This window comes from Methanosarcina acetivorans C2A, from assembly GCF_000007345.1.
Lineage (GTDB): Archaea > Halobacteriota > Methanosarcinia > Methanosarcinales > Methanosarcinaceae > Methanosarcina > Methanosarcina acetivorans.
The window spans coordinates 5,393,740-5,410,558 of record NC_003552.1; the positions used below are offsets into that span (position 1 = coordinate 5,393,740).

At 43.3% G+C, this 16,819-nt stretch carries 10 protein-coding genes; 6 read left to right on the forward strand and 4 right to left on the reverse strand.

The genetic code is table 11. The features are described 5' to 3' along the window. The first annotated feature begins 17 nt into the window (after positions 1-17). The gene (locus MA_RS27750; protein WP_157860396.1) at positions 18-185 is read left to right on the forward strand and encodes a hypothetical protein; all 168 of its coding nucleotides are present in this window, start codon (positions 18-20) and stop codon (positions 183-185) included. A 159-nt stretch (positions 186-344) separates the two neighbouring features. Beyond that, a complete protein-coding gene (locus tag MA_RS22880) occupies positions 345-1,130 on the forward strand; it encodes a helix-turn-helix transcriptional regulator (RefSeq protein WP_011024254.1) in 786 nt (261 codons plus the stop codon). A 258-nt stretch (positions 1,131-1,388) separates the two neighbouring features. Here the strand turns inward: MA_RS22880 and MA_RS22885 are convergent, their stop codons facing one another. The 3 genes from MA_RS22885 to MA_RS22895 form a co-directional block, all read right to left on the reverse strand. Beyond that, positions 1,389-1,754, reverse strand: coding sequence for a response regulator (locus MA_RS22885; protein ID WP_048065974.1), 366 nt, complete (start codon positions 1,752-1,754; stop codon positions 1,389-1,391). Further along, positions 1,726-4,812: a response regulator gene (locus MA_RS22890; RefSeq protein ID WP_011024256.1), complete on the reverse strand. Its 3,087-nt coding sequence runs from the start codon at positions 4,810-4,812 to the stop codon at positions 1,726-1,728. Before MA_RS22890 ends, MA_RS22885 begins: the two co-directional genes overlap by 29 nt. A 577-nt stretch (positions 4,813-5,389) precedes the next feature. Beyond that, positions 5,390-8,179 (reverse strand): cation-translocating P-type ATPase, encoded by a 2,790-nt coding sequence (locus tag MA_RS22895; protein WP_011024257.1) that lies wholly within the window; start codon positions 8,177-8,179, stop codon positions 5,390-5,392. A gap of 559 nt (positions 8,180-8,738) precedes the next feature. On the opposite strand from MA_RS22895, the gene mtaA reads away from it, so the two are divergent. The 4 genes from mtaA to MA_RS22915 all read left to right on the forward strand — a co-directional run bounded on the left by mtaA (position 8,739) and on the right by MA_RS22915 (position 15,850). Further along, positions 8,739-9,758, forward strand: a complete 1,020-nt coding sequence (mtaA, locus tag MA_RS22900) for a methylcobamide:CoM methyltransferase MtaA (RefSeq protein WP_193589539.1) — start codon at positions 8,739-8,741, stop codon at positions 9,756-9,758. Between the two features lie 324 nt (positions 9,759-10,082). Further along, on the forward strand, positions 10,083-11,702 hold the full coding sequence (locus MA_RS22905) for a methylamine methyltransferase corrinoid protein reductive activase (RefSeq protein ID WP_011024259.1): 1,620 nt from the start codon (positions 10,083-10,085) through the stop codon (positions 11,700-11,702). 836 nt (positions 11,703-12,538) lie between these two features. Then, on the forward strand, positions 12,539-14,008 hold the full coding sequence (locus tag MA_RS22910) for a GTP-binding protein (RefSeq protein ID WP_011024260.1): 1,470 nt from the start codon (positions 12,539-12,541) through the stop codon (positions 14,006-14,008). A gap of 675 nt (positions 14,009-14,683) precedes the next feature. Next, on the forward strand, positions 14,684-15,850 hold the full coding sequence (locus MA_RS22915; protein WP_048066591.1) for a GTP-binding protein: 1,167 nt from the start codon (positions 14,684-14,686) through the stop codon (positions 15,848-15,850). Between the two features lie 204 nt (positions 15,851-16,054). Here MA_RS22915 and MA_RS22920 read toward each other — a convergent pair whose 3' ends face one another. Then, positions 16,055-16,753, reverse strand: a complete 699-nt coding sequence (locus MA_RS22920) for a helix-turn-helix transcriptional regulator (RefSeq protein WP_226990699.1) — start codon at positions 16,751-16,753, stop codon at positions 16,055-16,057. Positions 16,754-16,819 lie beyond the last annotated feature (66 nt).

Consider the following 16,819-nt stretch of genomic DNA (forward strand, 5'->3'; position numbering starts at 1 on the left):
AAAAGGGAAGGTGAGGAGTGAAAAGAAGGATAGTAAGTAAAAAAAGACAGATAAAAAGGAAAAAAAGGAAAAAAGGAAAGAAAAAAGGGAAAAAGGGAGGAAAAAATAGACAGAGGAAAAAAGAGGCAGAAAGAAAAAAGGAGTTTAACTTTAAGAATGGGAGGGATTTTTGGAAAAAAATATAAGGTATCAACTGAAAAGTAGCGCATGAGTGTTGCATTAAGTCCCCCTCACGGTTATCTCCTGGGAGAAAAAAAGGACTTTTGCCAATAAGGTTGCTTCCAGAAAAATGAAGGAGAAATTCTCCGGCATACTGAAGAAGCTTCAAGGGGAGATGGAATGAAATGAAAATATCACTTATTGACCTGGCGTTTCTATCTGAAAAAAGGAAGGATTTGTTGCTCCTTCTGGAAGAAGGGCCCAAGACAGGCGACGAAATAAAAACGGCCCTTAACGTAAACTCGACTTCGATTATGCCCCAGATAAAGAAGTTAAAGGAAGGGCGTCTGATCGTTCAGGATGAAAAAAGTGCCTACAAGCTCTCGGACATGGGAGAAATAGTTGTCGAGAAGATGGAGCCTCTGCTGGACACGGTCAGGGTCTTTGAGGAAAACTACGATTACTGGATTAACCACGACTTTAGTGCAATTCCCGAGCACCTTCTTAACCGGATTGACGAACTAGGGAATTACTTCATGCTTGAAGCCGACCTTAACCGGCTTTTTGAGGTTCCCGAGGACTTTAGAAAGAACCTTCTTGAGTCAAAACATATAAAAATGTTCCTTTCATACTTCAATCCCCTCCATATTGAACTCTATGCCGAGATAGTACGAAAAGAAGCGGAAATGTCCCTTATCCTGACAAAACCGGTCTTTGACAGAATGAAAAATGATTATTTTGAAGACCTGAAAATGCTTGTGGAATCAAAGAACACGGAAGTATATATCTGCGACAAAAATGTGACGCTTAAAGACGTCGTAACGGAACGCTTCTGCTCTCTTGTACTCTTTGATAAAAAAGGAAAGTTTGACCATCAGCGCTTGATGAGCTTCGATGAAAGCGCACTAAAATGGTGCGAAGAGCTCTTTTTATATTATAAAGATATGTCCAGGCGGCTGGACAAAATATAATTTTCCACAGGTAGTGCAAGCACATGTTTAAGACAGAGGCGGCATCTGTTTAAAACATAAGACTTTAGCCGGATAGACGAAATCGAATCTGGATGAAAACGGGAATGGGGGATACTCAACTCGAAATAGAAAAATGTCTTTCCGACCGCAATAATTTTCCAATGTTGGTTTACTTTCCCTAATTTTTTATTTTCTCCAGATTTTAAAGCTCTTTAGATTGAAAATATGGTTTCCGATCGCGGTTCTGTACCCTTCCCTTTATTCTCCCAGATATTTATCGATCAGGGATCTGAACCTGTGGATGTCTATGGGTTTTGAGATATAATCCACGCATCCCATTTCGATAAAGTGTTCTTCGCTTCCTTTCATGGCATGGGCTGTGACAGCTATCACAGGAATATCCGCAGTCGCAGGGTTCTTTTTTATTCTGTCCAGAACCTCAAGCCCGTCCATTTTAGGAAGTTGCATATCGAGGAGGATAATATCGAACTTTTTCTCAGCAAGGCGCTCAAGAGCCTTTATCCCGTCCTCTGCTTCGGTTACACGGTGTCCGTAAAACTCCAGAAGGTCCAGGATCAATTCCATGTTCATAGGGTTATCTTCGACAATAAGAATTTCTTTCATCTTCACGCCTCTTCAGCATAGCTAATTGTTTTATCCTATTAATTAACTCTTTTCTTCCGAAAGTGCCCTTTTTCATAATAGAAATAAGATGACCCTTAAGTTCGCCGTTCAGTTTTTCAATATTCTTCTCGGTAAACTCGCCTGCAGTACAGACAATTAAAGGAATATCTTTTGTCTGTTCCCCGTCTCTCAGACGGGAAATGATCTCAAATCCACTTATCTCCGGCATCAGCAGGTCGAGGATGAGGATATCCGGCTGCTGCTCGGAAAAGAGCTTGTCCAGACCTGCCTGCCCACTGTAAGCCTTTACTATCTCAAAGCCCTCGGATTCAATCATTGAACTCAGCAGTTCCACCGCGTTCTCATCGTCGTCAATGATAAGAACCTTTGGTTCGTCGAAACTGAACTTACCTGTGATTTCTCTTAAGGAGTCCAGTAGTTCGACTCTTCTTACCGGTTTTGTAAAGGAATAAGTTGCCCCGAGGGCAACTCCCAGCTCGTTGTTATCTGTAACTGAAATAATAAGTACTGGGATGCTTGTCGTATCGAGATCGCTCTTCAGCTGTTTAAGAACATTCCAGCCACTGGTATCGGGAAGTAAAACATCCAGAGTGATAACATCAGGCTTAAGTTTCTTTGCAACTTCCAAAACATCTTTTCCATTATGCAGGGAAGCTGTACTGTACCCGGCTTCCCGAAGAACAACTGAGATCAGTTCATTGGAATTTATGTCATCGTCGACTACAAGCACAAGACTCTGAGCTTCCCTATTTTCAGGGAGAAGGATTTCCGGAAGCTCGAGTTCTTCCTTTAAAGCTTCCTCACACTCTTTAGCGGAGAAGGCAGCTGCTTTACTCATTTCAAACTCAAGCATTACGTCCTCAATGCCCTTTGTGTCGGCCTTTGGGGACTCGGGAGGCTTTGTGAGGGGAATTGTGAACATAAAAGTACTGCCTTTTTCAAGTTCACTCTCAACCCAGATGTCTCCCTTGTGTAGATTTACAATTTTCTTCACCAGAGCAAGCCCGAGCCCAGTCCCGCAGTACTGCCTGGCTGAGGAGGAATCGATCTGGGTAAAGGGCTGGAAAAGTTTTTTCTGGTCCTCAGAAGAAATCCCGATTCCTGTATCCGTTACGGAAAAAAGAGCCCTGCTTCCGCTCTTTTTGCAGTAGACCGAGACTCTACCCCCCTCCGGGGTAAACTTAATCGCATTGCTTACAAGATTATAGAGGATCTGAATAAGCCGGCTTCTGTCGGCCTGAATGTCTCCGAAATCCGGCCCTACCACAAAGTTTATTTCAAGGGATTTAGCCTGGGCAAGAGGGAAGAGCGTGGATTTCACCTCTTCGAAAACCGAGTCAACAGTAAACTCACTGTAGTGCAGGTCCATTTTTCCGGCTTCTACTTTAGAGAGGTCAAGAATATCATTTATAAGCCCCAGGAGGTGTTTTCCACTTCCAGAGATGTTATTAACATACTTCAGCTGTTTTTCGTTCAGTTCCCCAAAAACTCTCTCGATCAGGATGTCCGAAAAACCGATAATGGAATTCAGAGGCGTCCGCAGTTCATGGCTCATATTGGCAAGGAACTCGCTCTTTGTACAGCTGGCTGCCTCAGCTTCCAATTTTGCTTGAAGCAGTTTCTCTTCGGAACGCCTGTGTGCCGTAATATCAAGCCCTGTTTGCAGGAACCCGGTTACTTTTCCGTCTTCATCCTTTATCAGATTCATACGGATCGTCCAGATTTTTCCGTCGGGGGTAACTACCTCTCCTGTTTCCTCATTTCCGGACTCAAGCGCTTTTTGTGCAAGAGCTCTTCCGGAAACCGCATCGGAAATAGGGGAAAGTTTTTCATAGCTGTGCCCAACAATGTTTTCGAGTTTAAGGCCTGCGTAGTCAAGAGAAGCCCTGTTTGCCCAGACGATTTTCAACTCAAGATCCATAAAGATCACGAGTTCGCTGAGAGAGTTGAGAATAACTTTTTTCTCATGTTCCTGAGCTTTAACCTTATCGGAATTCAACCTCAGGCGGTCAAGCATCCGGTTTATTCCTTCAGTCAACCTTGAGAGTTCGTCATCCCCTTCCATAATACAGTGTGCCGAGAAATCTTCATCCTTTCCCACCCTGTCTACAAAAGAATCGATAGCAACAAGCCGGGATACGACCTCCCTGTCAAGAAGGAACTTACAACCTGCTCCGACCATGAGGCCGGAAAACAGGAGGAAGAGAACTATATACCTGAGGGACTTCCTGCCTTCCTCATAGATATTCCTGTCGGCAGTCGTCCTAACCATGATGGTTGGGTTTCCGTTAATGTCCCTGTGGATAAAATAACCTGCCAACCTGTCCCCTTCTACATCTACAAGCTGTGTGAAATTCTCACTTCCATTTTCTGAAAAAACATGCTCAAATTCAGGAGGCGCGTTATCAGGCCCATAAAGTAAAACCGGATTTCCCGTAATTTTCTGGATTGAATCAACGAAATCGGAATCCAGCTTCTTTCCCAGGACAATTGTTCCGATCATTTTGCTGTTATCGAGTGCTGCAGACACAGGACGGCAGGAAACAATTACAGGCCCGTTTTCCAACAGGAGTATCCCGCTTAAAGGACTCAGCCTCTCCCTGCAGAGAAGGTCTCCCTCATTGATCTTCTGGTCTATTTCAGTGATAATTAAGTCGCTGGAAGCATCACTGGCATTTTTTGAGTCAGAGACCTGAGAGTATATCATAGTCCCCGAACTATTGACAAAAAAAACAAAGTCGCATCCGCTCAGGGTAAAAAGATCGGTGAGTAAAGTTCCGCCAAGATCTTTCGGATTCTCACTTACCATGAAAGCCCGGACATCTTCCCTTGAAACCAGGGCGGAGCTTGTCTCGTCCAGCTGTATGATTTGGAAATCAATTACATTATGTACACTTTCCACATTTTCAATTGCTTCTTTCTCCTCCAGACCGGAAAAACTTGAGTCAAGAATGTTCTGTGATGCAAAAATAACGACTGAAGTAAGAAGAGCAAAAATTATGTAGATAATAACAAGAATTTTTCTACTCACATTCATATTCTAAACTCGGAGGGGTTAAAACTGAATAAGGGATATAAAATAATTGTAGAAGGCAAGCTTAAGATGATAAATATATAAATACTTCACACACATAGTATAAAAATTTAACCTGATTGGACATATATAAGGAAAAAATAAAGCTCTATTACTTAAAAAAAGAAGCAAAAAAGCATATTACCAAAAAATACATTCGATAAGAATCAAGACAATAATTTGCCAAAAATATTAACTATAACACAAAATTACTTTTACACAGAATTTACTTTCAAAATCATAAATTTTCGATTTCGCCTTTTCCGTTCAGCTTTCAATTCCGCCTTTTCCGTTCAGCTTTCAATTCCTTCTTTTCCGTTCAGCTTTCTATTTCGTTTTTCACGTTCAGCTTTCAATTCCGTCTTTTTCGTTCAGCTTTCTATTTCGTTTTTCACGTTCAATTATCCCATTCAGCTTTCTTGTTTAGTTTTCCCCTTAACCTTCTCTTTAACCTTCTCCTTAACCTTCTCTTTAGTCTCCTTGAGCTACCGTTCCAGCCCAGGGTCATGGTTTATTCTATATCAGCTTCCTTCAAGCCAGATCACCATTTAAAGAATCTGGCTACCCAGCTCACATTTTTTCTCAGGAGATACTTCCTGAGTTCATCGACCCCGAGTAGGAAAACTGCAAAAGGAACGGCAAGCAGCATGTACTTGAAGTCAATGGGAGCGGTATTGAAGATAAGGTTAGCAACCGGGTTCCAGATAATGAGGGCAAGAATCAGGAGTTCACTTGCAATTCCCAGGAGGACCATGCGATTGCTGAAAAAACCCATTGAAAAGACAGACTGGAACCGGGTTCTTGAAACAAATACATTAGCAATCTGGCAGATAATTATGGCTGAGAAGAAAGCGGTTATTGCCTGCATGTAAATAGGATTGTTGTTTGCAAGCTGCTCGCCGTAAGTCCAGCCTCCTCCAAAAAGTACGGCAAAATAACAGAAGAAACCTGCTGCAGCTTCTATGGGTCCCTTCACCCCGTAGGATGTCAAAAGCACCTGAGAGGTCAGTAATTTTTCATCCCGTGGCCTGGGAGGTCTCTTCATAATATCTCCCTCCCCTTTCTCCACCCCCAGTGCAATGGCAGGTAGGATGTCAGTCCCGAGATCGATTGCCAGGATAAGCTGGACAGGCATAGGAAGGGGAATTGAAAGGAGAACAAAGGCTATGAACGGCAGGATCTCGGGGATATTACTTGTAAGGATGTAAGCAATGAATTTTTTTATGTTATCAAAAACGGTCCTGCCCTCTTCTACAGCGTTTACTATCGTAGCAAAATTATCGTCAAGAAGTACCATGTCGGCAGCTTCGCGGGCCACATCCGTGCCGCTGCCCATTGCGACCCCCATATCGGCATTTTTTATCGCAGGAGCATCGTTTACCCCATCGCCGGTCATGGTCACGATCTCGCCTTCAGCCTGAAAGAGCTGTACAATTTTCAGTTTCTGTACAGGGGAGGTCCGGGCAAAAACAATGCTCGGATTTTTGAGCCGCGATGCAAGCTCTGTGCGGGAAAGGGATTTCAATTCGTCTCCGGTAATGATCTCAGGTGTCCCGAATGCTGCAAGACCTACGTCTCTCGCTATTGATTCTGCAGTAACCGGGTGGTCACCTGTTATCATAACAACTTTGATCCCTGCTGCGTGGCATTTTGCAATAGCTTCTCTGGCTTCAGGACGCGGAGGATCTATAATCCCGATGAAGCCAAGGAAAATGAAGTCTCCGGTATACTCTTTCTGGGCGTCGGCCTGCCTGAAGGCGAGGGCAATTATCCTTTCTCCCTTTTCTGCCAGCTTCAGGTGTCTGCCAAGAAGCTCTTTTTGCCCGGCTTCATCCAGTTTTCGGATTTCTCCGGACTCCAGAATCGACCCGCACATCTGCACAACAACTTCAGGAGCGCCTTTAAGGTAGACCTCAAGTTTGTCTTCGGGAGTGCGGCAGACAACTTCCATTCTCCGGGTAAGAGAATCGAAAGGAAACTCTTCCTGCCTCGGATACTCGCGCTGGAGGGCTTTTACATCTACGAAACCGTTTGCAAAAACGAGAAGTGCCCCTTCGGTCGGGTCGCCAGTATATCCGGGAGGAGCTTCGTAAAGCTTTGCGTTATTGCAGAGCCCTGCAACCCTTATGAAAACAGGAGGGATTTTTTCCGGAGCCCAGCCGGGATTCCCTGTAAGTTCTTTTGAACCCGATTCACCGCCTTCCTGAGGACTGGAAGGTTTTTCCCGTTCCAGACTTTCAAACCCCAGGATAAGAGAATTTACTGCCATCCTGTTCTGGGTAAGGGTTCCGGTCTTGTCCGTACAGATCACAGTAGTCGAGCCCAGGGTCTCTACGGACTCAAGCTGCTTTATAAGGGCATTCCGGGTAGCCATTCTTCTGGAAGCAAGGCTGAGGGCAAGCGTAACTGTAGGCAAGAGCCCCTCTGGGACATTGGCAACAATGATTCCTATGGCAAAGATGAGGCTTGCGAGAAAGATATCTTGGAGAAAAAATGCGAGCAGGAAAAAAGTAATTCCCAGGAAAATCGCAATTGCTGAAATGATCTTTATGAAATGGTTGAGTTCTTTTCGAATAGGGGTGTCCACGGAGGTGGTCTGCTCCGTAAGCGTTGCCAGGCTTCCGATCTGCGTATCCTGGCCGGTTCCGAAAACAATGGCTTTACCGTTTCCGCTCTGTACAAGAGTTCCGGAAAAGACCATATTCCGGCATTCCAGCATATTTTCATGAGTACACTCAATAGAGCGCAACTGCGGCTCTGACTCACCGGTCAGGGCGGAATTGTCCACTTTCAGGGCATTGGTCTCAATCAAACGCCCATCTGCAGGGACCTTATCCCCTTCTTCGAGCAAGATGACGTCCCCTACAACAAGCTCTGAAGCCAGGATGTCCTTCACCTTTCCGTCCCTGAAGACTTTTGCATGAGGAGGCAGAAGCTGTCGGAAACTTTCCATTGTCTTTGCAGCCTGGTACTCCTGCACAAACGTGAAAGTCCCGTTAAGGAAAACGACCCCGATAAGAGCAATTCCTATATATAGATTTCCCTCCCCCGGGTCAAGGTATTCGCCAAGAAAAGATAGAAGAGCTCCTACGGTCAGCAGGATGGAGAAAAAGTTACGGAACTGCCGGATGTATCTCTTAAATATACTTTCTTTTCCGCTTTCTTCAAGGACATTTGGACCGCACTCCTTGAGTCTGCGGGCAGCTTCCTGTTCACTGAGCCCGTTTTCATTTACACCTAACCTCTGCAGGAATTCAGAGTAAGAAATTAAATGTTCGTCGCCCTGAGGAGAGCATATCTGATTTTTATTTTCATCCAGCTCCTTTTTCATCGAATCCCCTTTAATTCAATGCGACGCAAGAATAAGAAACTTAACGTTGCGAGCATGTTGAATGCAGAAAAATAATCCGAAATTATCAATTATCTGAGGAAGGGATTTAATAAAACCTTTCCTGTTCCGGAACAGGATAGTAGAAAAACAGAAGACGGAAAGGAACGGGAAGAGACAGGACGCTGGACAATAGGGTGAAAATTTATCAAGAGATTTATTAAAAAAAAGGCAAAGAAAAATTCCTGACAATTATTTTTTATAATTTGATAACTAAAAAAATATCCGCATCCCATCCCAATTGAGGGACTTGAGAATTGTTTTTACGGCCAATATTCTCATTCCTGCTCATATGAGACAAAAAAGGTGATACAGAAGGCACTATCTGCCCCCATTTACCCGTAAAAACTACAGTTTTTTAATATGTTTTGAACACCGGATACTCTAGTCTGGAGTATGAAACATTTTGGATTGAAAAGGTCTATATAATATTGTCAAGTAGACAATAAAATTGCAATAAAAATATATGTACTAAGATAAAAGTAAAAAAGGTATGACCGATATGAGCGAATTCACACTCAAAACAAGACTTTTAGCCGCCGTGAAAGGCGAACCTGTTGACAAAGTACCTGTTTGTTCCGTGACCCAGACCGGAATTGTAGAACTTATGGACGAAGTCGGCGCTCCCTGGCCTGAAGCCCACACCAACCCTGAACTGATGGCAAAGCTGGCGCTCGCCAACTACGAGCTCAGCGGACTTGAAGCAGTAAGGGTCCCCTACTGCCTTACTGTCCTTGTCGAAGCCATGGGCTGTGAGATCAACATGGGTACCAAGAACAGGCAGCCCTCAGTTACCGGTCACCCCTTCCCCAAAGCCCTTGATGGTGCAGCCGTGCCTGCAGACCTCCTGCAGAAAGGAAGAATTCCGGCAGTACTCGAAGCAATCAAGATCATCAGGGAAAAAGTAGGCCCTGACGTGCCAATCATCGGCGGGATGGAAGGTCCTATCACAGTCGCATCCGACCTTGTAAGTGTAAAATCCTTCATGAAATGGTCCATTAAAAAACCTGATCTCTTCGAACAGTCTCTTGACCTCGCAACCGCAGCTTCAATTGCGTATGCAAACGCCATGGTAGAAGCCGGTGCAGACATTATTGCTATTGCAGACCCTGTAGCATCCCCTGACCTTATGAGCCCTGATTCCTTCAAGCAGTACCTCCAGCCCAGACTACAGAAATTCTCCTCCAGCGTTAGCAGCGTAACTGTTCTTCACGTCTGCGGAAACGTAAACCCAATCCTCAGCTACATGGCAGACTGCGGTTTTGAAGGTCTCAGCGTTGAAGAAAAGATCGGCAGCGTAAAGAAGGCAAAGGAAGTCATCGGAACCAGAGCAAGGTTAATAGGAAACATTTCCAGTCCCTTCACCCTGCTACCCGGACCTGTTGACAAGATCAAAGCCGAATCCAAGCAGGCTCTTGCAGACGGTGTAGATGTACTCGCCCCGGGCTGTGGTATTGCACCCATGACCCCTCTCGAGAACATCAAAGCCATGGTCGAAGCAAGAAACGAATTCTACGCCTGAAAACGCATAAAAACCCTTTATTTTTCTACGGGCAGATCCCGGAGCTCTAAAGTAATCAGGACTCCGGGATATCCTGTCCCTGTTCATATTTTCCTTAACTTTGCCAGGAAGGGTCCTCTTAGAGATGAGGAAATCCGAAACCAGGCCTCTAACAGGCTGTCAGTTCAGAAGATTCGATCCGGGCAAGGGATTCAGTAAAACCCATAAGGGCAGCTTATTCATTACGACACTTATTGAATTTATTCAAATTAACAAATTCTGGGATAACTAAGCTAAGTATGTTCAGTTGAGTAAATCTTAAACTTTTTTAGAGGAGGTTAAGATATGAGAACAGGAGTTGCAATTGACCTGGGCACAAGCGGATTCAGGGCCCAGAAAATTGACCTGGAAAGCGGCGAGATTAAGAAAACCGTGATAACTCTCCGGAACCCTCTGCCGGGAGCAAATGTAATGGACCACCTTGACTTCGCAATCCACTACGGACTTGACAAAGCTCATGGACTCTCAGCAACAGCGGTCAAAAATATCCTTACGGAACTCGGAGTAGAGCCCGAAGAGATGGAGAAGTTCTCAATTTGCGGAAACCCTATCCAGCTTTCTATCTTCCAGGGAATTCCTATCGAAGACCTGGCATACGCAGGCGAGCGTAAGAAGCAGAAGTATCACATTGAAGAACAGAACAGAGATTCCAGGGTAGTCCCTCTTGCTGAAATTGTGGGATTTGAAGATTTTAAGAACTGCAAATTGTTTGTGCCTCCTGCCATTAAACACGAGGTCGGAGCCGACGCACTTGCCCTTATAGTTAAGGCAGGCATGGTTGAGAGCGATGAAGTCGCAATCGCTACGGACTACGGGACAAACGCCGAAATGGCCCTGAAATCAAACGGGATTATTTACACCGGATCGGCTGCTGCCGGACCTGCTCTCGAAGGACAGGAAATCGAATACGGATCCATTGCCTCCCCGCACACAATCTGTGACGTCGAATTTGAAGGAGAGAACCTGCGCTGTTATGTGCTCGACAGAGACATGAAAACAACCATGGGAGACCTTGTAAACCCTAAGACCGGAGAGGTTGTGGAAAAGGGAGAGGTCACTGCAAAAGGCATCACAGGGACAGGAGTTATTGCCCTAATCGAAGCCGGGATGAGGAACAAACTGATAGTTCTTCCGAAAATTCAGACCCCTGAAAAAATTATTTACCTCCAGAACGGGATAAAGTTCACCGAAAAAGACCTTATCGCTGCCGGAAGAGCCATAGGAGCCCTCCGGGCAGGGCACATTACGCTCTGTGCAGCTGCTGGCATTGAAATGGAAGACCTCAAGGTAGCCCATATGTCAGGAGCTGCCGGGACCTACATGGATGCTGCAAAAGCCCACCAGGTAGGAATGATCCCGTACAATGCTAATTATGTCTCCCAGATCGGAAACACCTCCCTGACCGTTGCCAGGGAAATCCTGCTTTCCGAAGACAGGCTCTGGGAACTGCAGGCAATTGCAAAGGAAATCGTGGGAACGCATGTGATGTTTGCAACCTCCGAAGCCTTTAAGGAAGCTTATCTGCTGGAACTTGCCTACTGGAACGAGGGTATGGCATTCAAGATGCTCCAGAAGTTCCTGAAAAAGAAAAAACTCCCGATGATCAGCGAACCTTCAACTATCCTGAAAATCGACCGCCAGGTCGAAAGGGATATTCCGGAACTTGGAGAAGAAGGACTTGAAGTGCTCGAAAAAGTCGGGACCTACCTTACCATGGTCATTGAGGATTGCCAGGGCTGCAAGAAATGTGTAAAGGTATGTCCTAACGGAGCTCTTAGAACGGAGGACAGCGGGCTTGTGAAAATAAGGACCGACCTCTGTGACGGAGCAAATTGCCAGCGCTGCCTGCATGCCTGCCCTGACGACAGATTCAAATGGGAAAACCTGACCGTTGCAGGACTCTGATAGAAAATAAAAACAATTAATAAACGAAAAAAAGAGGAAAGCCCGTGAACTGAAGTTTGTGGACTTTCTGCTTCACATTTCAGAGTGCAGTTCTTAAGAATTAGAGTGCAGTTCTTAAGAAAGATTCCTCTTTCAAAGTATCCGGCTCCAATCAAGTCTGATCCTGAGTAAATTTCGGATAGTATTGCGGATATTGTATTTGCGCCACGTATTACAGTTTTGATTTTCGCTAGTTTTAATTTTTCAGTTCTGTTTTCTATTTCTGCTCTTTTGAGTTCATGCTTGGATATCGATACACTTACAGCCCTGATATTTTTCTTTTTCAGTGCTTACTAACATACTGCAATGTGATCCAGCTTACTGCATTTTGACAATAATTAAGAATCCAAGCATCTGTATCACAGAAATATTTGGGCATATACCAATAAATTTTTTATTAATACCAAAATTAGAAAGAAATACACGAATGAAAGAATGAAATGGTAGACAGAAAGAGAAGAGAAAAAAATTAGAGAATAGAGAAAAGATATAAATCATACAGAGTAGCACCCAGATACATCAGGAGTTGATTTTGACATAAAGAACTGCATAATACAAAAAATCCAGAATAGTTGCAATAATTTTGCCTTATACCAAAAAAGTATTAGGGATATTAATAAAAAAGATAATTAAGCCGTTAAAAAATATTTTTATACATACCAAATTAGAGATAAAGAAATATACTATGAAGATAGAGAAGTAAAAGTTTAAATTTCCCATAAAAAATTGCGGAGATTTAGGTTTCTCATAAAGATAAAAAACAGCAAGTAAAAAATGGAAGAAAAAGAGGACAAAAAATGGACGTAATTGTTGTTGGTGGTTTCCTGGGAAGCGGGAAGACCACAACTGTCATTAATATGGGTAAATACCTGGCAGAAAAAGGAAAAAAAATTGCCATCATTGTGAATGAGATAGGAGAAATAGGGATTGATGGGGATATAATTAAGAAATTCGGATTTGATACCAAAGAGATCACAAGCGGATGTATATGCTGTACCCTGAAAATGGGGTTGAGAACAACAGTCGATACTCTCATGAAAGAGTATAAGCCCGATATCCTGATGATCGAACCTACAGGTATTGCTTTTCCAAACTCCATTAAAAACGAATTCAAGCTAATGAACCTAGGTGAAGAAGTTAAAGTTGCTCCCCTGGTAACTCTGATCGACGGCAGCCGCTTCAAACACCTGATGAAAGAAATAAAGGATTTCGCCATGAGGCAAATCATAGACGCTGAGATTCTGGGCATAAACAAGGTGGATCTTATAGACTCACTTCAGATCCCCATTCTTGAAGTTTCAGTCCAGCAACTTAACCCAACAGCCAAGGTAGTCTTACTTTCAGGAAAAGACACCGGAGAAAAGTTTGAAAACTTCATACAACTGGTTCTTCCAGGAGTAAAGGATATTCCAAATAAAACCAAAAAGACAGAGGAAGAGACCGAACCCACACAACAGGATTTTGAAAACTCAAACGACACCTGTGGAGTTGATGGTTCTGAAGAGAACTCCTCAAATGTTCCATATAATCATGGCGATTCTTTCAAGCATACCGTTGGCAGTTATTCTGTAGAGTATTCCTTAAAAGGCGGCAGAGACCTTAGCGAGGAAACTGCAAGAATCATTACAACTGAAATAATGAATAAAATAAAAGAAAAGGCCCTTAAACTTAATCCGGAATTTTTGGGGCATATTAAGCTCTTCCTCGATAACGGATCAGAAACAGTGAAACAGAGCATTACAATATATAACGAAGAGCCGCAAGAAGATCTTTTCAAATCGAATGATGGAGCTACCCCGACATTTAAAGTTCTTTCTGCGGTTTCAAAAGTCGAAAAAGAAGTTCTTAAAAATGCAGTAAGCAGTTCAGTGCAAGAAACATTTGAAAAAATGGGAATAGAGATTCAGCAGATCAAACACAGCCATGATCATGAACATCACCATGGACACGATCATCACCAAGGACACGATCATCACCAAGGACATGATGAGGAAGATGAAGACTGTCATCATGGACAGAAACATCACCGTGAGCAGCATCACCACGCCGATGAGGAAGAATATCATGAAGAAGAAAATGACCACGAAGAACACGAGCACTACGGGAATGATCATCACCATAAACACGACCATATAAGGAAGCATGGTTATGGAGAACAAGAACATGAGCATGATGTAGTTCATGATTGTTGCTGCCACGAATGTGATCACCATAAGCATTATGTACACGAAAATTATGAGCCTCAAAAGCCTCATAAATTAAAATAAAAAGATCTGGCTGAGGGATAATTCTCGACGCCACCGTTTCAGAAAAACAATGCCTTGCTTCAGAGTCTTTGCCTGATTTCAAAAAATAATTCCATGAGGGATTACAACTTAACTACTGGTATGCTTACCAGTCATGTGAAACCCGATGTATTTAAGATTTAACCTCCAAAAACACAGGTGGTTTCCGCATTAAGGCTTTCTCCAGACCCTTGACGTGGAACCACCATATATCCTTAACCACCATATATCTCTAATATGAGTGTTTGTAATATGCCTAGATTCTTTGATGTTTTGTGCTTTTCTGTACTAACATAGTCACACCAAATAGCTGCTTGTAATAAGCCTGGATTCTTTGATGTTTTGTGCTTTTCTGTACTAACATAGTCATACCAAATAGCTGCACCCATTATGCTTGCAACTGCAGGCTCTTTTTAACGTTATTTTTGAGCGTCCGCAGAGTTCAATCCGAATCTATGACGTCTTAACATGGATATCACCTTTTTTCATCTGCAAGCACTTTTTTATAAGGAGGGATATAGAGATAGAAAAATATACTTTGAGAATAGAAAAGTTGACACTTATATTTCTGAATTAAAAGCAGGATTTTACACTACATATTATGAACATCAAAAAAATGACGATAGTAATAAAGTAGCAGAAAACGGAGGAAAGAAAGTGGACGTCATTGTTGTTGGAGGTTTCCTGGGAAGCGGGAAGACAACCACCATTATCAATATGGGTAAGTACCTGGCAGAAAAAGGAAAAAAAGTTGCCATTATTGTAAATGAGATAGGCGAAGTAGGGATTGACGGGGACGTGATCAATAGGTTCGGGTTCGATACCAAGGAGATTACAAGCGGATGCATCTGCTGTACCCTGAAAGTCGGGCTGAGGACAACAATGGACCTTCTGACAAAAGAATACAAGCCCGATATCGTGATGATCGAACCCACAGGAATTGCGTTCCCGAACGTTATCAGGACTGAAGTCGAACTTATGAATCTTGGAGAAGAGGTAAAAGTTGCCCCCCTTGTGACCCTGATCGACGGCAGCCGCTTCAAGAATCTGATGAAAGAGGTAAAAGAATTTGCCATGAGGCAGATTATTGATGCCGAAATTCTGGGGATAAACAAGGTGGACCTGATAGAACCTATCCGGATCCCGATCATTGAGGCTTCGGTGCAGCAGCTGAACCCCAAAGCCAAGGTGGTTTTGCTTTCAGGAAAGGATACGGGAGAAAGGTTTGAGAATTTCATGCAGCTTGTTCTTCCTGAGATCAAAGAAAATCAGGAAAAAACTCAGGTAACCACCCAGAAAGAAAAACCCGTACCTTCTGAAGTTCAGGAAACCGAGGATTCCATCAAAGCTTCCGGGGTTGGCAGCTATGCTGCAGAGTTTGAAATTAAGGATGGAGGCAGCCTGAGCACGGAAGCCGCCAGGAACCTTACTGCGGAATTAATGAACACAATAAAAGAAAAAGTTCTGAAGCTGAACCCCGAATTTGTAGGACATATCAAACTCTTCCTGGACAACGGGCTGGAAACCGTAAAACAGAGTGTTACTATCTATTACGAAGAACCCCAGGAAGAGATAATTAAATCAAAAGAAGGTGCTACCCCGACATTCAAAATCCTCTCCGCTGTTTCAAACGTTGAGAAGGAAGCTCTGAAAGATTCTGTGAACAGTTCGGTACACGAAACCTTTGAGAAAAAGGGAATGGATGTACATAAAGTCGAAAATGGACATGGTCACGGACATGAGCATCACGGACATGAGCATCACGAACATGAACAGCATGAACATGTACAGAGAATCACGGGAATTAAAAGCAGAAAAGAGTAAGGTAAAAAGAATAAGAGAGAAAAAGTAAGAGGGGAAGAAAAATCTCGTAGGGTTAAAAATTTCCCCGCATCTTCTTTATCGAATATTTTATTCCTTAATTTTTTCTTTAATTTCTGCATGGCTGCCGAAACCAGAAAATTTCAGTCATAATCCGGATTCCAACAACAGTCTGGGAAATACCAAGAGCTGATGACGTTACGTTTTTTAGATGATTTTCTCCGAGCGGTCAATGTAATACTGGGCAAGTTCCCTGCCCCATTCCAGAGCACTCGGGGTGAAACTCATGATTTTTCTGTGGTCAAACTCCCCATCTTTTCCAAAGAGCTTCAATAACATGAAGTTGTCCGAAACCATGAAGGAAGAAGGCCTTACCTTACCGGAGTAAATGTAAAGAGAAACCCCGTTTTTCAAGCAGGTATTATATTCGTCTTCAAAGTCGTTTTTCATCCTGTTATAGACCTTTTCATCAAGGATAAGATGTACATCAGCCCCGTTTTCTGCACAATCGGCCTGAATTGCGGGGCAATCGGGGCAGAAATAAGAATAAAAGGACGTAAGGTTTTTAGAGCTGTAAAGCCTTTCCCGCAATTGCTTTGGGAATTCAAAGAGATGGTCCAGATCAGGTTCTTCCAGAGTACATTTCCCAAGCATGTCTATCTTCTGTATCAGGTGCCTCGGAATCGGGGATCTGTCATGTTTTGACCAGTAGTCTTTATTTCCATCAAAAACATTCAGAAGAGAAGTAAGCGGGAGCATCTTTTCAACGATAACCTCTCCGATATCCGAGAGTTCGTAGGCACTTCCTTTCTGCACGATTATATCCATATCCTTCAGTTTTTTTATCTGTGGCATCACCGCACATGCCTTTACATTAAGAGTATCCTTGATCTCATCAATATACATCGGCCCATTAGCTAACTGAATAAGGAGATTCTTTCTTTTTTCAGAGAAGAAAATCAAGTCTATAAG